The organism is Acidovorax sp. GW821-FHT11A03 (assembly GCF_058809075.1).
The window spans coordinates 60404-79590 of record NZ_JBXASG010000002.1 but is presented as its reverse complement, the minus strand read 5'-3'; the positions used below and the strand labels follow the sequence as shown (position 1 = coordinate 79590).

The window sequence follows — 19187 nt, the reverse complement described above, 5'->3', positions numbered from 1 at the left end:
TTAACTCAGCGACCCATCCATTTTAATGCCAGTCGTCTTCCGATTCTTTTCCGTATTTCCGCTGTGGTTGCTGCACATCATGGGCGCGGCCATGGGCTGGGTGGCGTTCGCCGCCTCGCCCACCTACCGGCGCCGCTTCCTGGCCAATGTGGCGCTGGCGGGCTATCCGTTCGGGGCCGTGCGCGCGGCCGTGGCCCATGCGGGGCGGATGGTGACCGAGCTGCCCCGCCTGTGGCTGGGCGCGCCCATGCCCTGCCGGCTGGAGGGCGAGGCCTGCGTCGAGGCGGCCTACGCGGCCGGGCGCGGCATCGTGTACCTCACGCCCCACCAGGGGTGCTTCGAGCTGTCGGCCCAGGCCGCGGCCCGGCGCTGGAGCGCCGAGCGCGGGCCCATCACCGTGCTGTACCGCCCCGCGCGCCAGGCCTGGCTGGCCAAGGTGATGGAAACCGCGCGCAACCGGCCCGGCATGCTCGCCGTGCCTACCACGCTCGCGGGGGTGCGCCAGATGATCAAGGCCCTGCGCCGGGGCGAGGCCGTGGGCCTGCTGCCTGACCAGGTGCCGCCCGAAGGGCAGGGCCACTGGTCGCCTTTCTTTGGCCGGGACGCCTACACCATGACCCTGGCCGTGCGCCTGGCCCAGCAGACGGGCGCGGCCGTGGTGCTGGCGCGCTGCGAGCGCCTGCCCTGGGGCCGGGGTTTCGTCACCCACTTCGAGCCGCTGGCACAGCCGCTGTCCGACCAGATCGACGTCGCCGTCCTGCAGATCAACCAGGCCATGGAACACCTCATCCGCCAATGCCCCGAACAGTACCTGTGGGGCTACGCCCGCTACAAGCAGCCGCGCGCTGAGTCCGCCGCGGCGCCCGAGGTGGCCGCATGACGGGCCGCCTGGGGGTCTGGTTCATGCGCGTGCTGGCGCGCCTGCCGCTGCCGGTGCTGCGCGGCATGGGCTGGCTGATCGGCCGCATCCTGTTCGTGCTGGCCGGGCCGCGCCGGCGTGTGGCGCTGCGCAATCTGGCGCTGTGTTATCCCGATGCCAGCGAGCAGCAGCGCCGTGCCTGGGCGCAGGAAACTTTCGTGGTGTTCTGCCAGTCGTGGCTGGACCGCAGCTGGCTGTGGTTCGCGCCCCGGGATGTGGTGCTCGAGCGCGTGAAGCTGCGGGGAGCGCTCAACGAGCTGGAGGGCGACACGCCCACCATCATTTTCGCGCCGCATTTCTACGGCATGGATGCGGGCGGCTCGGCGCTCACGCTGCACACGTCGCGCGCGTTCACGTCGATCTTCTCCACCCACCCGGACCCGGCCGTGGATGCCTGGTTCCGCGAGGGGCGCCAGCGCTTTGGCGACGTGCGCATGCTCAACCGCAACGACGGGGTCAAGCCCATCATCGCCAATCTGCGCAAGGGTGGCCTGCTGTACCTGTTGCCCGACATGGACTTCGGCCGCAACGACTCGCTGTTCGTGCCGTTCTACGGCATGCAGGCCGCCACCGTGCCGTCGCTGTCGCGCTTTGCGCGGCTGGGGCGGGCCAAGGTGATCGCGATGGTCACACGCCTCACGCCCACGGGCTATGTGGCCGAGATCTCGCCTGCCTGGCCCGGCTACCCCACCGACGACGTGCAGGCGGACACCGCCCTCATGAACGCCAATCTGCAGCGCTACATCGATGTGTCGCCCGGCCAGTACTACTGGGTGCACAAGCGCTTCAAGACGCGGCCCGAGGGCGAAGGCTCGGTGTACTGAATGAAGCCAGGCGCAGCCGGCTCCTGCTGGCTGGCCGCTCGCGGGCGCGGACAGGCGGGGCACCCGTTGTCACTGGGTTCAAACAGGCTGCAGCGCTTACGCTTCAAGCGCTGACAGCTATCATTTTTGCTGCAAAAAGTGCCGCAGCTCCATCGCCACGCGCTCGGGGTGTTCGTGCACGACCCAGTGAGAGGCCTGCTCCACGGGGTGCAGCTGCAGTTGGGGAATCCAGCCCGGCAGGCCGTCGAGCAGCCCGGGCAGCAGGGCCGGGTCGTCCATCGCCCAGAGCACCAGGGTCGGCACGGCCACGGTGAGCATGCTGTCCGGCAGGGTGATCGCCTGCACGCTGTCGTCGCCCTCGCGGGGTGGGCGCAGGGGGCTGGCGCGGTAGTAGTTGCAGGCACCGGTCAGGCCCTGCTGCCACAGGGCGCGGTACTGGGCGCGCACGCTCTCGGTGAGCCAGGCGGGGGCGCGGCCGTCCGGTGCGTCGAAAAAGCCGAACAGGCGGCGAAAATCGTTCTCGGCCAGCAGCGCCTCGGCGTCCGGGCGGCAGAGAAAGTGCATGTACTGGCTGGCGGCCTGCTGCGCGGGGCTGTGCTGCAGCTCGCGCAGGAACGTGCCCGGGTGGGGCGAATTGATGATGGCCAGGCGCTTCATCAGCCCCGGCTGCTGGTTGGCCAGGTTCCAGGCCACGGCCCCGCCCCAGTCGTGCGCCACCAGGCATTCGAGCGGGCCGCCCGGGGACTCGGCCGCGATCAGGGCCGCGAGGTCCTGCACCAGGTGTTTGGCGCGGTAGGCCTCGGCCTCGGCCGGGCTGCTGGAGGGCCCGAAGCCGCGCAGGTAGGGTGCGATGCAGCGGTAGCCGCCGTTTTCGGGCCGAGCGAAGTGCAGCAGCAGTTCGTCCCAGATGAAGGCGCCTTCCGGGAAACCGTGCAGCAGCAGCAGCACCGGACGGCCGGCCACGCCGGTCACGCGGCAGTGCAGGGTGATGCCGTGGGGCAGGGTGACGGAGCGGGTCTGGATCATGATGCTATGAATTGAATAGCTAGCAGCGCATGACAGACAAGCGCCGTGCCTAATTTTGCTGAGAATCCTCAGGGGCTTCCGGTGCGGCGGTGCCGTCGGGCGCTGCTGCAGGGGCGGCCGGCTGTACCGGGTGTGCCCATTGCCACAGCAGCTGCGCCACCTCGTCCACGCCTTGTTTCTTGAGGGCCGAGAACATCTTCACCTCTCCACCGCCCGCGTTCAGTCGCGTAATCGACAGCACCTTGGCCTGCTCGGCGCGGGTGAGCTTGTCGGCCTTGGTCAGCACGATGAGGAACTTGAGGCCCTCTTCGACGCGCGGACGCACCACTTCGAGCAGGGCCTCGTCCAGCTCGGTCAGGCCCAGGCGCGGGTCGCACAGCAGCACGATGCCCGTGAGCCCGGGGCGGCTGACCAGGTAGTTCACCATCACCTGCTGCCAGCGCACCTTGTCCGAGCGCGACACGGCAGCGTAGCCGTAACCGGGCAGGTCGGCCAGCACCGCATCCATCACGCCCTGCTTGCCCAGGGAAAACAGGTTGATGTGCTGGGTGCGCCCGGGTTTCTTGGACGCGAACGCGAGCTGCTTTTGCTGGGTGAGCGTGTTGATGCAGGTGGATTTGCCCGCATTGGAGCGGCCCACGAAGGCGATTTCGGGCACGTCGATGGGCGGCAGGTGGTGCAGCTGCGCGGCCGTGGTCAGGAACTTGGCCGTGTGCATCCAGCCCATGGCGGTCTTGGCGTCAGGTGCGGGCGGAAGGGAGCCAGCAACTGGCGCGGTAGGAGATGTCGTCATGGGGAATTGGGATGCGAGGGAGCCTCATTGTAGAATCGCGAGGTTTTGCGCACATAAACACAGACCCTCGATATGAAGTTGCTCGCCTCCTTGCTGACGGCTGCCGCACTGGCAGCACCTGTTATTTCGGCCTTTGCGGCGGGCGATGCCCCCAAAGCGGCCAAGCCGGATCTCGTCAAGGGCGAGGCCAGCTACACCGCGGTGTGCGCCGCCTGCCACGGCGCCGATGGCAACTCGGCCATCGCGGCCAACCCCAAGCTGTCGCAGCAGCACCCCGAATACCTGGTCAAGCAGCTGCAGGAATTCAAGTCCGGCAAGCGCAACAACGCCGTCATGAAGGGTTTCGCCAGTGCCCTGTCGGATGACGACATGCGGAACATCGCGTACTGGGTGACCGCCAAGCCCGCGAAGGCCGGCTTCGCGAAGGACAAGGACCTCGTCGCCCTGGGCGAGCGCATCTACCGTGGCGGTATCGCCGACCGCCAGATCGCTGCCTGCGCGGGCTGCCACAGCCCCAACGGTGCCGGCATCCCCGCGCAGTACCCCCGCCTGTCGGGCCAGCACGCAGACTACACCGTGGCACAGCTCAACACCTTCCGCGACGGCTCGCGCGCCAACAGCATCCAGATGACGCAAGTGGCGGCCAAGCTCAACGACAAGGAAATCAAGGCCGTGGCCGACTACATCGCCGGCCTGCGCTGAGCGATTTGATTTTCGTCAATCTTGTGGCCCGAAAGACCGGGCCGCACGGAACCTACCGCCAATAACAATCCCAAAACGGGCGGGCCCATCGCACAGATGGTCCCGCCCTTTTTCTTTCTTTCGCGCCCCGAAGCCCACGTTTCCATCCATGTCCGACAACACCCAAGGCCTTCGCATCCAGTCTGGTTCCCAGGCCTTGCGCGCAGGGATCGAACTGCTGTCCTCGATGCGGTTCGCCATCTCGCTGCTGACGGTGATCTGCATCGCCTCCGTGATCGGCACGGTGCTCAAGCAGCATGAGCCGGCGGTCAACTATGTCAACCAGTTCGGGCCGTTCTGGGCCGAGCTGTTCGGCGCCATCCAGCTCAACGCGGTCTACAGCGCCTGGTGGTTCCTCCTCATCCTGGCGTTCCTGGTGGTCAGCACCTCGCTGTGCATTGCCCGCAACACGCCCAAGATCCTCATCGACCTGAAGGTCTACAAGGAAAACATCCGGGAGCAAAGCCTCAAGGCCTTCCACCACAAGGCCGAGGCAGGGCTGAGCGGGTCCGCCGAGGCCGAGGCGCGCCGCATCGGCACGATGCTGGCGGGCGGCGGCTGGAAAGTGCGCCTGCAGCAGCGCGACACGGCCGCCGGCCCCGGTACCGGCTGGATGGTGGCCGCCAAGGCGGGGGCTGCCAACAAGCTGGGCTACATCGCGGCGCACAGCGCCATCGTGCTGGTGTGCGTGGGTGGCCTGCTGGACGGTGACCTCATCGTGCGCGCCCAGATGCTGCTGGGCGGCAAGACCCCGTACCAGGGCGGCGGGCTGATCGCCGATGTGAAGCCCGAGCACCGCCTGTCGGAGCGCAACCCGACCTTCCGCGGCAACCTGCTCGTGGCGGAGGGCACGCAGTCGAGCACGGCGATCCTGAACCAGTCCGACGGCGTGCTGCTGCAGGACCTGCCGTTCGCCATCGAGCTCAAGAAATTCATCGTCGAGCACTACTCCACCGGCATGCCCAAGCTGTTTGCCAGCGAGATCGTCATCCATGACAAGGCCACGGGCGAGAAGACCCCGGCGCGCGTGGAGGTGAACCACCCGGCCAGCTACCGCGGCATCGAGATCTACCAGTCGAGCTTCGACGACGGTGGTTCGCACCTGAAGCTGCGGGCCGTGCCCATGGTGGCAGGCGCCAAGGCCTTTGATGTCGAGGGCGTGGTGGGCAATTCCACCCAGCTGACCAACAACGGCGGCGGCACTGGCAGCGAGACGCTGACGCTGGAATTCACGGCGCTGCGCACCATCAATGTCGAGAACTTCGGCGGGGCAGGCCCGGGCGGCACCGGTGTCGATGTGCGCAAGGTGGACCTGCGCGAGTCGGTGGAGTCCCGCTTGGGCGCGGCCAACAAGACCGTGACCAAGAAGGAGCTGCGCAACGTGGGCCCCAGCGTGAGCTACAAGCTGCGGGACGCGGCGGGCCAGGCCCGCGAGTTCCACAACTACATGCTGCCCGTGGACACGGGGGACGGCGTGCCGGTGTTCCTGCTGGGGGTGCGCGAGAGCCCGGCGGAACCGTTCCGATACCTTCGCGTGCCGGCCGATGACAAGGGTGGCATGGACGGCTTCATGCGCCTGAAGGCCACGCTGGCCGACCCGGTGGCGCGCGAACAGGCGGTGCGCCGCTATGTGGCGCAGGCCATCGATGCCTCGCGCACGGATCTGGCCGAGCAGCTGCAGCAGTCCGCATCGCGGGCGCTGGCGTTGTTCGCCGGACGCGGCATGGTGGACGGCAAGCCCACCGGTGGCCTGCAGGCGGTGTCGGACTTCATGGAGGCGAATGTGCCGGAGGCCGAGCGCGCGCGCGCCGGCGAAGTGCTGGTGCGCATTCTCAATGGCACGCTGTTTGAGGTGGCCCAGCTGTCGCGCCAGAACGCGGGCCTGCCGCGCCTGCCGCAGGATGAGCAGACACGGGGCTTCATGACCCAGGCCGTGCTGTCGCTCAGCGACGCGCAGATCTACCCCGCGCCACTGGCGTTCGAGCTCAAGGACTTCACCCAGGTGCAGGCCAGCGTGTTCCAGGTGGCCCGAGCCCCTGGCAAGAACATTGTCTATCTGGGTTGCGCCTTGCTGATCCTCGGTGTTTTTGCCATGCTGTACGTGCGCGAGCGCCGCGTCTGGGTCTGGGTGGCGCCGCAGGGCGGCGGCAGCCACGCCACCATGGCGCTGTCCACGAACCGCAAGACCATGGACGGGGACCAGGAGTTTGTACAGCTCGCACAGAAACTGATCGGGGCCGGCAAGGCCCCGGAAGGCACCGCATGAACACCGCCACCGGCAACACGAACACCGCGATCACCCTGAATGAGGGGTTCTTCGCCCGCCGCAACTGGTTCGACTGGCTGTTCGCGGCCATCGTGGCGGTGGGCGGCCTCTATGCGCTGCAGCGCTACGGCAGCTACATGGATGTGTACGAAAAAGGCATCCTGCTGGGTGCCATTCCCTGCACCATCTGGCTGGGCTGGTTCTGGCGGCCGCTGCGCGTGCTGATGCTGGTGGTGACGGCGGTGGCGCTTTTTGCCATCGGCCTGTACCAGCAGGACGGCGCGGGCAGCCTGGCGCGCGCGGACACGGTGTTCGGCCTCAAGTACTTCCTGTCGAGCCAGTCCGCCATCCTCTGGATGAGCATGCTGTTCTTCATCAGCACCGCGTTCTACTGGATCGGCATGTTCTCGCGCGGCGAAGGCAGGACCATGGGCATGCTCGGCTCGCGCATCGCCTGGGTGGCCGTGGCCATGGCGCTCATCGGCACGCTGGTGCGCTGGTACGAGAGCTACCTCATCGGCCCGGACATCGGCCACATCCCGGTGAGCAACCTGTATGAAGTGTTCGTGCTGTTCTGCTGGATGACGGCGGCGTTCTACCTGTACTACGAGCAGCAGTACGACACCCGCGCGCTGGGCGGCTTCGTGATGCTGGTGGTGAGCGCGGCGGTCGGCTTTCTGCTCTGGTACACCGTGGTGCGCGAGGCGCATGAGATCCAGCCCCTGGTGCCCGCGCTCAAGAGCTGGTGGATGAAGCTGCACGTGCCCGCCAACTTCATCGGATACGGCACGTTCGCGCTGGCTGCCATGGTGGCGTTCGCCTACCTCATCAAGCAGCAGGCCACCGAAACCCGCTGGTACAAGCTGGCCCCCCTGTGGCTGCTGGGCGTGGTGCTGTGCTTCGAGCCCATCGTGTTCCGCCAGGGCGCCACCGAGAACGGCGGCAGCTACTGGATGGTGTACTTCGGCATCTCGGCATTCATCGTGGCGGGCATCCTCTTCGGCCGCAAGCGCATCGCGGCGCGCCTGCCGTCGTTCGAGATCCTGGACGACGTGATGTACAAGTCCATCGCCGTGGGCTTTGCGTTCTTCACCATCGCCACCGTGCTGGGGGCGCTGTGGGCGGCCGAGGCCTGGGGCGGCTACTGGAGCTGGGACCCGAAAGAGACTTGGGCGCTGATCGTCTGGCTCAATTACGCGGCCTGGCTGCACATGCGCCTCATGAAGGGCCTGCGGGGTACCGTCTCGGCCTGGTGGGCGCTGGTCGGCCTGGCGGTGACCACGTTCGCATTCCTGGGCGTGAACATGTTCCTGAGCGGGCTGCACAGCTACGGCACGCTGTAGGCCCGCGGTTGCCCGCACGCGCCTCCCAGGCAAGAGAGGCGCCTGCAACTATTGTGTCTTCGGTGTAACCTGAACGGCCCAGGGAACGAACTAGCAGTTGTTCCGCTCTATCGCAGAGTCCGTTTCAACCGAGAACCACCGGAGACACCCATGCTGATTCCATCCCGCGAACCGGGTTTCAACCACCCGCATTCCTCCGAGATCACGCCCCGCTCGGTGTACGAGGAGCGGCGCAGGATGCTCCGGCTGATGGCCGGCGGGGCGGCGGGCGCGGCACTGGCCGCCTGGGCCGGGCGCGAGGCGCTGGCACAGCAGGGAACTGTCGCGCGTCCTGGCAAGCTGGCGGCGCTGGCCAGTGCGAAGTCCACCGTGCCGGGCGCCATCTCGATGGAAAAGCTCACCGACTACAAGGACGCGAGCACCTACAACAACTTCTATGAGTTCGGCACCGACAAGGCCGACCCCGCCCGCAACGCTCACACCCTGAAGACCACGCCATGGACCGTGGAAGTCGAAGGGCTGGTGAAGAAGCCTGGCAAGTACGGCATGGAAGACCTGCTCAAGCTCAGTGCTCAGGAAGAGCGCATCTACCGGCTGCGCTGCGTGGAGGGCTGGTCGATGGTGATTCCATGGGTGGGCTATTCGCTGTCCGAACTGATCAAGCGGGTGGAGCCGCAAGGCAGCGCCAAGTATGTGGAGTTCGTGACGCTGGCCGACAAGGCCACCATGCCGTTTGTCGGCTCGCGCGTGCTTGACTGGCCCTATGTGGAGGGCTTGCGCCTGGACGAGGCCATGCACCCGCTGACGCTGCTGGCGTTCGGCATGTACGGCGAAGTGCTGCCCAATCAGAATGGCGCGCCGGTGCGCCTGGTGGTGCCCTGGAAATATGGATTCAAGAGTGCCAAGAGCATCGTCAAGATCCGTTTTGTCGAGAAGGAGCCAGGCACGGCGTGGAACAAGGCGGCCAAGCAGGAGTACGGCTTCTACTCCAACGTGAACCCCGAGGTGGACCACCCCCGATGGAGCCAGGCCACCGAACGGCGCATTGGCGAAGACGGCCTCTTTGCCAAGAAGCGCAAGACGCTGATGTTCAACGGCTACGAATCCCAGGTGGGGCAGCTGTACGCGGGCATGGACCTCAAGAAGTTCTACTGACCGCCGCGTCCGCCCGGCTCCGCCGTCACGTCCGGTGGCGAAAGCCCGGCCTGGCCCTTCCCCCATGCGAAAACTGCTGCTCCATCCTGCCGCCAAGCCCGTGGTGTTCGTGCTGTGCCTGCTTCCGCTGGCCTGGCTGGTGTATGCCGCGGCCGCCAACGAACTGGGGGCCAACCCTGCCGAAGCCCTGATCCGCGCCACGGGCGACTGGACGCTGCGCGCGTTGTGCCTGGTGCTGGCGGTGACACCGCTGCGCGTGCTGGCCTCCACGCCCCAGCTCGCGCGTTTTCGGCGCATGCTGGGGCTGTTCGTGTTCTTCTATGGGTTGCTGCACCTGCTGAGCTACGCCTGGTTCGACATGGGCTTTGATGTGGCCGACATCGTGCGCGACATCGTCAAGCGGCCCTTCATCCTGGTGGGGTCCCTGGCGCTGCTGGTGCTCACGCTGCTCGCCGCCACGTCGTTCAACCGCGCCATCAAGGCGCTGGGTGCAAGGCGCTGGCAGGCCCTGCACCGCAGCGTATACGCGGTGGCGGGGCTGGCCATCCTGCATTTTTTCTGGATGCGCGCGGGCAAGAACGATTTTGGCGAGGTGGCGGTCTACGCGGTGGTGCTCGCGGCCCTGCTCGGCTGGCGGCTGTGGCACCGGCTGCGCAAGCGGCAGGCGGCGCAGGGGGCGGCGGCTCCCCGCCGGACGGCCGCTGGGGCCCGGTAACGCAATGCGGATGGGATGCTAGGTCGATTGCTATAAAATATATAGCTATCTACCTTACCAGTAAAGCGCCAGGCCCTGTTTTTATTGAAGATCGAGCAAACGGCCCGTGCTACCGCCCCAGCCCGGGCCGCAGCTGCCGGGTCACCGGATCGATGTAGCTGGTGGGCAATTGGTAGGCCCGATCGTCGAACAGGTCGATGCCGCACATCAGGTTCTCGATCCAGTCCATGAAGTCGCTGATGGCCTGCTTGCCGATGATCGGCGCGCCGTGCTGCGGAACGAGCATGGAAATATCGAGCTGCCGCGCCATGCGCACCCACAGCCGCAGGATCTTGTTGGAGACCATGTAGCGGCGGTGAAACCCTTCCATGCGCGGGATGTGCGCCTTGAGGTCGGTCACCGGCACGCGTGCCTCGGCACCGGACATCATGGACACCCCCAGATCGCCCGTGAACAGGATGCGGCTGACCGGGTCGTAGAAATGGAAATTGCCTTCGGAATGCATGAAATGCGCAGGCAGCAGCACCAGTTCATGGCGGCCCAGCGGCAGGTGGCCGCCGCTGTCGGGCACCCCGATGACCCGGTTCTCCGTCTTGCCGACCTTGGTGAAGTGCGGGGCGAAACGCTCCCACACGCGCGAGATCACCAAGTCTGCCTTGGTGCTGGTCATCCACCGGTCCAGCGAGGCAATGATGTCCGGGTCCGCGTGCGAGGCGATCAGGTACGACAGCTTGTGTGGCGGGAAATGCTTGGTCATTCCCATGAACAGCTCGTTGAAAGCGAGGTTGCCGCCGGGATCGATGATGGCGCCCGTGTCGTCGTCCACGATCAGGAACTGGTTGGCCTGCACGGCCTGGCCGTCTTCCTCGATGAGGTCGGTGAACATCAGACAAGCGTGATTCTTGTCGCGGTAGAGTTCCAGGGCCATGGCCATCCTGCAGTGCGATAAAGCACGGACTGTACGATTGACCCTTCGAGGTGTCCTTGATGGAAATCAAGCACCTCGGCATTGGTAGTGGCAGCCAGGTGGGCCGCTGGCCCCTGCCGGCGATTCGCCGCGGCTTAACGCGGCTGCGACGCGGCAGCCGCCGGTGCCTGGGCGGGCGTGGTCGTGCCGACGCTGGGTGTCAGGGTCTGCGGAAGGGTTGCGCGCTGTGCAGCCGCGGGGCTGCTGGGAAGATACAGGGGGCCTCGCTGGCCGCAGCCCGCAAGGGCCGCCGTACTGGCGGCAAGGACAAGCGTCCTGACTAGAATTTGGGAAGCTATCAACATGCGCAAATTGTAATGACCGACCTTGAATTCCTGGACCACGCCGAAAAACTGCTTCTGGCCGTCGAGCGCAGTTGTGATCGTATCAACGACGCGACCGAGGCCGATGTGGACGCCCAGCGCTCGGGGGGCATGGTGACGCTGACCTTCCCCAACCGCAGCCAGATCGTGATCAATCTCCAAAAGCCGCTGCACGAGGTCTGGATGGCGGCGCGCTCCGGTGGCTACCACTACCGTTTCGATGGCCAGGCATGGCAAGACACCAAGGGCGCGGGAGAGTTCTTTGACTGCCTGAGCCGGGACGCAGCCCGGCAAGCGGGCCTGCCGCTGCAGTTCTCGGCCTAGGGAAACCGCCTCAGCCTGGCTCAAGCTTGCTGCCCCCCAGGCTGGGCCTCTGATAGTCCCGGCCGTGTCAGTTGCGGAACAGGTCCAGGATGCGGTTTCGCTCCTCCGCCGGGGGCGGTGCGTGCGGGGCCACCGCCGGTGACGCAGAGCGGTCATCAATGCCCACACTGGAGATGCCGCTGTGGCGGGCGTACTCCTCGTAGAACCACTCCCCGCCGACGTTGACGACGCCAGCCGGCACCGTGGGTTCCATGACAGGCACACCCTTGAGCGCGCGTTCCATGAAATTGATCCATACCGGCAGGCTGAGCCCGCCCCCGGTTTCGCGGCTTCCGAGGTTGCGGGGCGTGTCGTAACCAATCCAGGTCACGGCGGCGATGGTGGGCTGGTAGCCGGCGAACCATGCGTCGACCGAATCATTGGTGGTGCCGGTCTTTCCGTAAAGGTCCGGGCGTTTGAGCGTGGATTGCGCGCGCGCGGCGGTGCCGGACCGTGTCACCTCCTGAAGGAGGCTGTTCATGATGAAGGCGTTGCGGGCGTCGATGGCGCGGGGCTGCTCGCTGGTCACCGGTGGCGTTGTTTCCGAGATCACGCGGCCCTTGTGGTCCGTGACCTTGGCGATGAGCCAGGGGTTCACACGGTATCCGCCATTGGCGAACACGGAATAGGCGGTCGCCATCTGCAGCGGCGTGACCGAACCCGCGCCCAGGGCCATCGTGAGGTAGGCCGGGTGCTTTTCCGCATCGAAGCCAAAACGCGACACCCATTCCTGGGCCGTCTTGGGGCCCACGGCCTGCAGGATCCGGATCGAGATCATGTTCTTGGACTTGGCCAGGCCGGTGCGCATGCTCATGGGCCCGTCGTACTTTCCGTCGTAGTTCTTGGGCTCCCACGGCTGGCCGCCCGTGACGCCGGCGTCAAAGAACAGCGGGGCGTCATTGATGACCGTAGCGGGCGTGAACCCCTTTTCCAGCGCCGCGGAATAAATGAAGGGCTTGAAGCTAGACCCCGGCTGGCGCCACGCCTGGGCCGCGTGATTGAACTTGTTCTTGTCAAAGTCAAACCCACCCACCAGGGCCCGGATGGCTCCGCTGCGCGGGTCCAGGGCCACGAACGCGCCCTCGACTTCAGGCAGTTGTGTGATCTCCCAGGCGTTCTTGGGGGTCTTCACGACCCGGATCACCGCACCTCGGCGAATCTTGATGTTCGGCGGTGCCTTGTCGCTGAGGCCCGACTGCGCGGGCTTCAGGCCATCGCCGGTGATCTCGAGGTTGTCGCCGTTGGCCCGGGCCGCAATGATCTTGCGGGGAGAGGCTTCCAGAACGACGGCGGAGAGGACATCCCCGTTGTCCGGGTGATTGGCCAATGCGTCGTCAATGGCATCCTCGACCTCCTGGGCTGCAGTGGGCAAGGCCACGAACTTCTCCGGCCCCCGGTACTGCTGTCGCCGCTCGTAGTCCATGATGCCCCGGCGCAGCGACCCATAGGCAGCTTCCTGCTCTGCCGCGTTGAGGGTCGTGTAGACATTCAATCCCCGTGTGTAGGCCTCGTTGCCATACTGAGTGAAGATCAGCTGGCGCGCCATCTCGGCGACGTACTCCGCATGGATCCGGGTGTTGTCCGGTCCTGACCGGATTTTGAGTTCTTCCTTCTTGGCGTCCGTGGCCTGCTGGGCCGTGATGAATCCGTTCTCTTCCATGCGCTCGATGATGTACAGCTGCCTGGAGCGCGCCCGTTTCGGATTGCTGATCGGGTTGTACGCGGAGGGCGCCTTGGGCAGGCCGGCCAGCATGGCAGCCTCCGCCACCGACACGGCTTTCAATGGCTTGCCAAAATACGCCTCCGAGGCCGCCGCAAATCCATAAGCGCGATTGCCGAGATAAATCTGATTCATGTAAATTTCAAGAATCTGATCCTTGCTCAGTAAATGCTCGAGCTTGAATGTCAGTAAGATTTCGTAAATTTTGCGTGTAAATGTTTTCTCTGAAGAGAGGTAAACATTGCGTGCAACCTGCATGGTGATAGTGGATGCCCCCTGGCTTTTCACGCGGCCCAGATTGGCGAGACCAGCGCGAACCACGCCCTTGTAATCAACGCCGCCGTGTTGAAAGAAGCGGGCATCCTCAATGGCCAATACTGCGTCCTTCATGACCTTGGGGATTTCTCCAATGGGGGTGAGATTGCGGCGCTCTTCCCCAAACTCGCCGAGCAAAGCACCTTCCGCTGAATAGACGCGCAGGGGCAGCTTGGGCCGGTAGTCGGCGAGGTCGGAAATGTCCGGCAGGTTCGGGTAGGCGACGGCCAGGGCCACGGCGATGGTCAGCGCCAGCCCGAAAGCGGCTGCAGTTGCCAAGCCTGCGATCCAGAGGATTGCACGCAGGAACCAACGAAGCCAAGTGGGACGGTGGGGAGCGGGGGAGGAGTCCGGCTTGTCGGTGGACTTCGATGGAGAGGGCGGCATATCGCTCCGGAGGGGTAAGACCCCCCATTATAAAAATGTCTGCTCCTGAGCACGGAAAATCGCAGCGCCGTGAGATCAGCAGGTCGCCAAAAGGCGCGCCACCCTCCCCAAACGGTCTTGCAAAGCGCGAAAAATTCGTCTGCTTTTGGCAACGCTCCGCAAGTGTTACGCGGGGAAAAATCTTTGCTGGAGAACTATCTTACTGATAGCATTCATGTGAAGTGTTAAGTTTTGTTGCCTCATTTTGGCAAGTTACAGGGGACCAATCTTGAGCTCAATGGGGTCTTTGTTCAGTCGCCAGTCTGCGCCGCTGCTGGGAATCGACATCAGTTCTTCCAGCGTCAAACTGGTCGAGCTGGGGCGTGATAAGGCGGGCAGTCTGGTGCTGGAGCGCTGTGCGATCGAGCCGCTGGAGCGCGGGTGGATCACGGATGGCAACATCGAGAAGTTCGATGAGGTAGCTGATGCCCTGCGCCGACTGGTCAAGAAAAGCGGCACGCGCACGAAGAACGTCGCCTTGGCGCTGCCGCCGTCGGCTGTCATCACCAAGAAGATCACTCTGCCAGGCGGGATGACAGAACAGGAACTCGAAGTTCAGGTCGAGTCCGAGGCCAATCAGTACATTCCCTTCTCACTCGACGAAGTGAGTCTGGACTTCTGCGTCATCGGGCCCAGCAAGAACGCTCCTGGCGATGTGGACGTCCTCATTGCAGCGTCGCGCCGCGAGAAGGTACAGGACCGGCAAGGTTTGGCGGAGGCAGCCGGGCTCAAGCCGGTAGTGGTGGACATTGAATCCCATGCGTCCCGTCTGGCTGCTGGCCGCCTGATTGAGGCGTTGCCGAAGAAGGGGGTGGATGCCATGGTCGCACTTTTTGAAGTGGGAGCCCTGACCACGAGCATGCAGGTCATTCGCAACGAGGAAGTTCTTTACGACCGCGACCAAGCATTTGGTGGCGCGCAGCTTACCCAACTGATTGTTCGCCAGTACGGGTTCTCCGTCGAAGAGGCCGAAAGCAAGAAGCGAAATGGTGACCTTCCTGAAGATTATCAATCTGCCGTCCTTCGGCCTTTTGTAGACAGCATGGCGCAAGAAATTGGCCGGGCATTACAGTTCTTCTTCACGAGTACACCCCACAACCGCGTTGATCACATCATGTTGGCCGGAGGATCTGCTCCATTGCCAGGCCTGACAGAAGCAGTGACCCAGCAAACCGGATTCGCATGCAGCGCCGTCAATCCATTTGACGGCATGGAAATTGGAAGTTCCGTTCGTTTGAAAAAAATGGTGCGTGAAGCACCGTCGTATCTGACCTCATGCGGTCTGGCCATGCGGAGGTTCCTGCAGTGATATTGATCAACTTACTTCCTCACCGGGAAGCTGCGCGCAAACGTCGAAAAGAGGCCTTTCAGGCCACGATGTTTGCATCATTTCTCATCGGTTTGGCTATTGCAGGTTCGATTTACTGGTGGTTTCAGACGATGATCACAGCTCAGCAGGAGCGAAATACATTCTTGCAGAGCGAAATTAAAGTTCTTGAAGGGCAGATCAAGGAGATCGCGACTATTGAAGATGAGATTGCTGCTCTGCGAGCCAGGCAAAAAGCTGTGGAAGATCTCCAATCTGACCGCAATCTGCCCGTTCATTTGCTCAATGAGCTTGTGCGCCAGATACCGGAGGGTGCGTATGTGACCAGCATCAAGCAAACTGAACAGGTCATTGCCATGCAAGGTGTCGCTCAATCCAATGAGCGTGTTTCTGAAATGCTCCGCAATCTCACGGATAACACCCCTTGGTTGTCGAAGCCGGAACTGGTGGAGATTGTGGCAAGTAACGTTGCGCTTTCCTCCAAGGATCAGCGTCGGGTCTCATCCTTTAATCTGCGCTTCCGGCTGATGCGCACCGGGGAAGCGCAAAAAGCAAAAGACGCTGCCAGCACCGCGATCGGGAAATAAAAAATGGCAAAAAAATCAAAGGCAAATGTTGATTTCGTTGCTTTGCAGGACGGCCTTTCCAAGCAATTTCGAAACCTGGACACCAAAGATCCTTCATTGTGGCCGGTAGTCCCCAGAGTGTTGCTTTGCCTCTTTATTGCAGCTACTGTAGCAACTATCTTATGGTTCGTAAAAATCAATGAGTATGAGGTGGAGCTCACTGCTGAAGTGGCGAAGGAGCAAGCTCTTCGTCAGGACTATCAATCTAAATTGGTTAAAGCGGTGAGCTTGGAGGCGTTGAAGCGACAAAGAGAGCAGGTGCAGCAATACGTGATTCAGCTTGAGAAGCAGTTGCCTAGCAAGGCTGAGATGGCAGCACTCTTGTCCGATATCAATCAGGCTGGGCTTGGTCGAAGCTTGCAGTTCGACCTGTTTCGACCGGGGCAGGTGGTCGCTAGGGAGTATTACGCCGAGTTGCCAATCCAGGTGCGTGTCACGGGGAAGTATCATGATATGGGGGCGTTCGCATCAGATATCGCTCATCTTTCTCGAATTGTCACTCTTAATAATATATCAATAACTCCTGTTGCAAAGGATGGTAACGGAGTCCTGACAATGGAAGCGACGGCGCGTACTTTCAGGTATCTTGATCCCGAAGAAATTCAGGCTCAGAAGCAGGCGATAAAGGCTAATAAAAAATGACGTCTTATAAACTGACTGGGTTGGTTTTCGTCTCTTTATTATTGAGCGGCTGTGGATCATCGGGCGACGAAGAGCTGCGCCAATGGATGTCTGAATTGCGCGCAACAACCAAGCCTCGCATTACTCCGTTGATCGAACCGAAGCAATTCATTCCTCAGGCTTATTCGATGGATTCGGGCGTGGAGCCTTTTAACGCGGTGAAATTGACGCAGGCGCTACGCCGGGAGTCTACGCAATCTACCTCAAACGCCGCTCTCATCGCGCCAGAGATGGCTAGACGAAAAGAGCCGCTCGAGGCTTATCCGTTGGATGTCATGGCCATGGTCGGTAGCCTAGATAAAAAAGGAATGCCCACCGCACTTTTAAAGGTTGACAAGTTACTTTATCAGGTACGAGTTGGAAATTATATCGGGCAAAATTACGGGAAAATAACAAAAATAACCGAAAATTCAATTCAACTGCGAGAGATCGTGCAGGACGCTACAGGTGACTGGATTGAGCGCGCAGTTTCGCTGGATCTGCAAGAGGGCAAAAAATGAAATACTCGAAAGTTTACATAGTAAAAATCTGTCGAATTGCGATTGGGTTCTCAATCGCTATTCTGGCCCCTCTTGAGGTTCTTGCAGATACTGTTATCCGTTCTGTGACGGGGAGCGTGCAAAACGGCGTGGACATCATACGTATTGATTTTGTGGAACCTCTTAAAGAAATCCCAACAGGCTTTGCGATTCAAACGCCTCCGCGCATTGCGTTGGATTTTCCTGGTGCATCGAATGCAATCGGAAAAAACAATATCGAAGTCGGTCAGGGGAATGTAAAATCTGTCAATGTGGTTCAAGCTGGTGATCGGTCTCGGGTTGTTCTTAACTTGAAGCAATCGACATCCTATCAAGCTGAAATCCAAGGAAACTCGTTGTTGATTTCTTTGGCAACAGCTCCTTCAGCGTATTCCGCATCCCAGCCTGCTCAGGCGCTAACGTTTTCGGATCCTATAAATAATGATATTCAAACATTAAAAGACGTGGATTTCAGGCGAGGAAGCGATGGCTCCGGACGGGTCATCGTGATGCTTCCATCCAGTCAGGTTGGGGTTGATATACGCCAACAGGGCAAGGGCTTGGTCGTCGATTTTCTGAAATCTTCTTTGCCGGAAGGTCTGCGCCGTCGATTGGATGTAGGTGATTTTGGTACGCCTGTGCAAGCCATTACGACCGTGCAGCAAGGTGAAAGAGTGCGGATGACGATCGATCCCGTTGGCGATTGGGAGCACAGTGCATATCAAAGTGATAGCCAGTTTGTAATTGAGATTCGCCAAAAGAAAGTGGATCTGAACAAGCTTACTCAAGGCCCTGGGTTTAGTGGGGAGAAGCTGTCTCTTAACTTCCAGAATATTGAAGTTCGCTCACTTTTGCAAGTGATAGCTGATTTTACAAATTTCAATATTGTTACCTCGGACACCGTCTCGGGCTCACTAACTCTCCGCCTCAAAGATGTGCCTTGGGATCAAGCGCTCCAAATCATCATGGATGCCAAGGGCCTTGGCATGCGTAAATCAGGAACGGTTTTGTGGATTGCTCCCAAAGATGAAATTGATGATCGGACAAGAAAGGACTATGAAGCCGCGCTGGCGATTCAAAAGCTGGAACCGCTAAGGACTCAGGCATTTCAAATGAACTATGCGAAGGCGGTGGACATGGTCACTCAATTGTCTACGTCAAGTAGCGGTGGGGGATCCGGAGGGACATCAAATAGATTCCTTTCTGAGAGAGGGAGTGCAATTGCTGAACCCAGAACCAATCAACTGTTTGTGACTGATACGGCGAGCAAATTAGAGGAAGTTCGCCAGTTGCTGTTGACTCTGGATGTCGCTGTTCGGCAAGTGATGATTGAGGCAAGAATTGTTGAGGCTTCCGATACTTTTGGGCGGTCGCTGGGCGTTCGCTTGGGTGGGACAGATCTGCGAGCTAATCGCGGCGGGACAGGCGGGTACAACCTTGGCGGTGGTAATAGTGTTGCTTTCGGCACTAGCTACAGCAACGCTGTCGCATCTTCTGGTGCGGGCGGGACTGCGAATACCCTGGGCAATTTTGTTAACCTACCCGCACAGGCGCAAGGTGGATTCGATCCAGCTAGTTTTGCAATATCTATTTTCAATTCCGCGGCCAATCGATTCTTGAACCTTGAAATATCGGCGATGGAAGCTGATGGGAAAGGCAAGATTGTCTCCAGTCCTCGGGTTGTGACTGCAGATCAGACCAAGGCATCGATAGAGCAGGGTACGGAATTTCCTTATCCAGTGACTGCTCCTAATGGCGGAACCGTCATAGCCTTTAAAAAAGCCGTGTTGAAGTTAGAGGTCCTGCCTCAGATAACCCCTGAAGGAAATATCATTCTTGATCTGGATGTTAACAAAGACAGTCCGGGGGAAATTCTTCAGAATGTACGGGCAATTAATACCAAGCATATTAAAACCCAGGTATTGGTTGAAAATGGCGGAACGGTTGTGATTGGCGGGATTTTTGAGCTTTTTGAAGATGATGCAGAGGCCAAAGTTCCGTTTCTGGGGGACATCCCAGGTGTTGGAAATTTGTTTAAAACAAAAACCAAGCAGGCAAATAAGCAAGAAATGCTCATATTTATTACGCCCAAGGTAATTACTGAACGTACTGCGGTTCGTTGATGCAAATTTATAGGGA

At 61.4% G+C, this 19187-nt stretch carries 18 protein-coding genes; 13 read left to right on the top strand and 5 right to left on the bottom strand.

The features are described from left to right. Positions 1-25: 25 nt before the first annotated feature. Both AC1RVY_RS04150 and AC1RVY_RS04145 read left to right on the top strand, forming a co-directional pair. Positions 26-880 (top strand): lysophospholipid acyltransferase family protein, encoded by an 855-nt coding sequence (locus AC1RVY_RS04150; RefSeq protein WP_492805439.1) that lies wholly within the window; start codon positions 26-28, stop codon positions 878-880. Beyond that, the gene (locus AC1RVY_RS04145; RefSeq protein WP_218293406.1) at positions 877-1743 is read left to right on the top strand and encodes a lysophospholipid acyltransferase family protein; all 867 of its coding nucleotides are present in this window, start codon (positions 877-879) and stop codon (positions 1741-1743) included. Before AC1RVY_RS04150 ends, AC1RVY_RS04145 begins: the two co-directional genes overlap by 4 nt. A gap of 120 nt (positions 1744-1863) precedes the next feature. Here AC1RVY_RS04145 and AC1RVY_RS04140 read toward each other — a convergent pair whose 3' ends face one another. Further along, positions 1864-2769: an alpha/beta fold hydrolase gene (locus AC1RVY_RS04140; protein ID WP_492805437.1), complete on the bottom strand. Its 906-nt coding sequence runs from the start codon at positions 2767-2769 to the stop codon at positions 1864-1866. 49 nt (positions 2770-2818) lie between these two features. Continuing rightward, a complete protein-coding gene (gene yihA, locus AC1RVY_RS04135) occupies positions 2819-3562 on the bottom strand; it encodes a ribosome biogenesis GTP-binding protein YihA/YsxC (protein WP_218293408.1) in 744 nt (247 codons plus the stop codon). A gap of 72 nt (positions 3563-3634) precedes the next feature. Between yihA and AC1RVY_RS04130 the strand changes: the two genes are divergently transcribed. From AC1RVY_RS04130 to msrQ, 5 genes are all read left to right on the top strand, one after another. Then, positions 3635-4264: a c-type cytochrome gene (locus AC1RVY_RS04130; protein ID WP_218340352.1), complete on the top strand. Its 630-nt coding sequence runs from the start codon at positions 3635-3637 to the stop codon at positions 4262-4264. Positions 4265-4412: 148 nt separating this feature from the next. Continuing rightward, the gene (locus AC1RVY_RS04125) at positions 4413-6569 is read left to right on the top strand and encodes a cytochrome c biogenesis protein ResB (protein WP_218340351.1); all 2157 of its coding nucleotides are present in this window, start codon (positions 4413-4415) and stop codon (positions 6567-6569) included. Further along, entirely contained in the window at positions 6566-7912 is a 1347-nt protein-coding gene (gene ccsB, locus AC1RVY_RS04120; RefSeq protein ID WP_218293411.1) for a c-type cytochrome biogenesis protein CcsB, read from the top strand. The genes AC1RVY_RS04125 and ccsB overlap by 4 nt, the downstream gene beginning before the upstream one ends. A gap of 150 nt (positions 7913-8062) precedes the next feature. Then, positions 8063-9067, top strand: coding sequence for a protein-methionine-sulfoxide reductase catalytic subunit MsrP (gene msrP, locus AC1RVY_RS04115; RefSeq protein WP_492805435.1), 1005 nt, complete (start codon positions 8063-8065; stop codon positions 9065-9067). 64 nt (positions 9068-9131) lie between these two features. Then, positions 9132-9782 carry a protein-methionine-sulfoxide reductase heme-binding subunit MsrQ gene (gene msrQ / locus AC1RVY_RS04110; RefSeq protein ID WP_218293413.1) on the top strand — a complete coding sequence of 217 codons (651 nt, stop codon included), beginning with the start codon at positions 9132-9134 and terminating at the stop codon, positions 9780-9782. A 109-nt stretch (positions 9783-9891) separates the two neighbouring features. On the opposite strand, the gene AC1RVY_RS04105 is transcribed toward msrQ, so the two are convergent. Further along, entirely contained in the window at positions 9892-10710 is an 819-nt protein-coding gene (locus AC1RVY_RS04105) for an oxygen-binding di-iron domain-containing protein (RefSeq protein ID WP_218293414.1), read from the bottom strand. A gap of 134 nt (positions 10711-10844) precedes the next feature. Next, positions 10845-11054: an LPS translocon maturation chaperone LptM gene (lptM, locus tag AC1RVY_RS04100; protein ID WP_218293415.1), complete on the bottom strand. Its 210-nt coding sequence runs from the start codon at positions 11052-11054 to the stop codon at positions 10845-10847. 12 nt (positions 11055-11066) lie between these two features. On the opposite strand from lptM, the gene cyaY reads away from it, so the two are divergent. Continuing rightward, complete coding sequence (gene cyaY / locus AC1RVY_RS04095) at positions 11067-11396, top strand: iron donor protein CyaY (protein WP_218293416.1); 330 nt, start codon at positions 11067-11069, stop codon at positions 11394-11396. 67 nt (positions 11397-11463) lie between these two features. On the opposite strand, the gene AC1RVY_RS04090 is transcribed toward cyaY, so the two are convergent. Continuing rightward, a complete protein-coding gene (locus tag AC1RVY_RS04090) occupies positions 11464-13857 on the bottom strand; it encodes a penicillin-binding protein 1A (RefSeq protein WP_492805432.1) in 2394 nt (797 codons plus the stop codon). A 268-nt stretch (positions 13858-14125) separates the two neighbouring features. Here AC1RVY_RS04090 and AC1RVY_RS04085 point away from each other — a divergent pair, with 268 nt between their 5' ends. The 5 genes from AC1RVY_RS04085 to AC1RVY_RS04065 are packed head-to-tail and all read left to right on the top strand — an operon-like array spanning position 14126 to position 19171. Then, entirely contained in the window at positions 14126-15205 is a 1080-nt protein-coding gene (locus tag AC1RVY_RS04085) for a pilus assembly protein PilM (protein ID WP_218293418.1), read from the top strand. Next, on the top strand, positions 15202-15810 hold the full coding sequence (locus AC1RVY_RS04080; protein ID WP_492805431.1) for a PilN domain-containing protein: 609 nt from the start codon (positions 15202-15204) through the stop codon (positions 15808-15810). The genes AC1RVY_RS04085 and AC1RVY_RS04080 overlap by 4 nt, the downstream gene beginning before the upstream one ends. 3 nt (positions 15811-15813) lie before the next feature. Then, positions 15814-16491, top strand: a complete 678-nt coding sequence (locus AC1RVY_RS04075) for a type IV pilus inner membrane component PilO (RefSeq protein ID WP_492805429.1) — start codon at positions 15814-15816, stop codon at positions 16489-16491. Beyond that, a complete protein-coding gene (locus tag AC1RVY_RS04070) occupies positions 16488-17030 on the top strand; it encodes a pilus assembly protein PilP (protein ID WP_492805427.1) in 543 nt (180 codons plus the stop codon). Before AC1RVY_RS04075 ends, AC1RVY_RS04070 begins: the two co-directional genes overlap by 4 nt. Continuing rightward, entirely contained in the window at positions 17027-19171 is a 2145-nt protein-coding gene (locus tag AC1RVY_RS04065; protein ID WP_492805425.1) for a type IV pilus secretin PilQ, read from the top strand. Before AC1RVY_RS04070 ends, AC1RVY_RS04065 begins: the two co-directional genes overlap by 4 nt. The last annotated feature ends 16 nt before the right edge of the window (positions 19172-19187 follow it).

Coding starts and splice junctions, on each gene's coding strand:
- msrQ (WP_218293413.1), top strand. CDS start 9,132: ATGCGAAAACTGCTGCTCCATCCTGCCGCCAAGCCCGTGGTGTTCGTG.
- lptM (WP_218293415.1), bottom strand. CDS start 11,054: ATGTTGATAGCTTCCCAAATTCTAGTCAGGACGCTTGTCCTTGCCGCC.
- AC1RVY_RS04145 (WP_218293406.1), top strand. CDS start 877: ATGACGGGCCGCCTGGGGGTCTGGTTCATGCGCGTGCTGGCGCGCCTG.
- AC1RVY_RS04125 (WP_218340351.1), top strand. CDS start 4,413: ATGTCCGACAACACCCAAGGCCTTCGCATCCAGTCTGGTTCCCAGGCC.
- AC1RVY_RS04065 (WP_492805425.1), top strand. CDS start 17,027: ATGAAATACTCGAAAGTTTACATAGTAAAAATCTGTCGAATTGCGATT.
- AC1RVY_RS04075 (WP_492805429.1), top strand. CDS start 15,814: ATGGCAAAAAAATCAAAGGCAAATGTTGATTTCGTTGCTTTGCAGGAC.
- AC1RVY_RS04090 (WP_492805432.1), bottom strand. CDS start 13,857: ATGCCGCCCTCTCCATCGAAGTCCACCGACAAGCCGGACTCCTCCCCC.
- ccsB (WP_218293411.1), top strand. CDS start 6,566: ATGAACACCGCCACCGGCAACACGAACACCGCGATCACCCTGAATGAG.
- AC1RVY_RS04130 (WP_218340352.1), top strand. CDS start 3,635: ATGAAGTTGCTCGCCTCCTTGCTGACGGCTGCCGCACTGGCAGCACCT.
- yihA (WP_218293408.1), bottom strand. CDS start 3,562: ATGACGACATCTCCTACCGCGCCAGTTGCTGGCTCCCTTCCGCCCGCA.
- cyaY (WP_218293416.1), top strand. CDS start 11,067: ATGACCGACCTTGAATTCCTGGACCACGCCGAAAAACTGCTTCTGGCC.
- AC1RVY_RS04105 (WP_218293414.1), bottom strand. CDS start 10,710: ATGGCCCTGGAACTCTACCGCGACAAGAATCACGCTTGTCTGATGTTC.
- AC1RVY_RS04140 (WP_492805437.1), bottom strand. CDS start 2,769: ATGATCCAGACCCGCTCCGTCACCCTGCCCCACGGCATCACCCTGCAC.
- msrP (WP_492805435.1), top strand. CDS start 8,063: ATGCTGATTCCATCCCGCGAACCGGGTTTCAACCACCCGCATTCCTCC.
- AC1RVY_RS04070 (WP_492805427.1), top strand. CDS start 16,488: ATGACGTCTTATAAACTGACTGGGTTGGTTTTCGTCTCTTTATTATTG.
- AC1RVY_RS04150 (WP_492805439.1), top strand. CDS start 26: ATGCCAGTCGTCTTCCGATTCTTTTCCGTATTTCCGCTGTGGTTGCTG.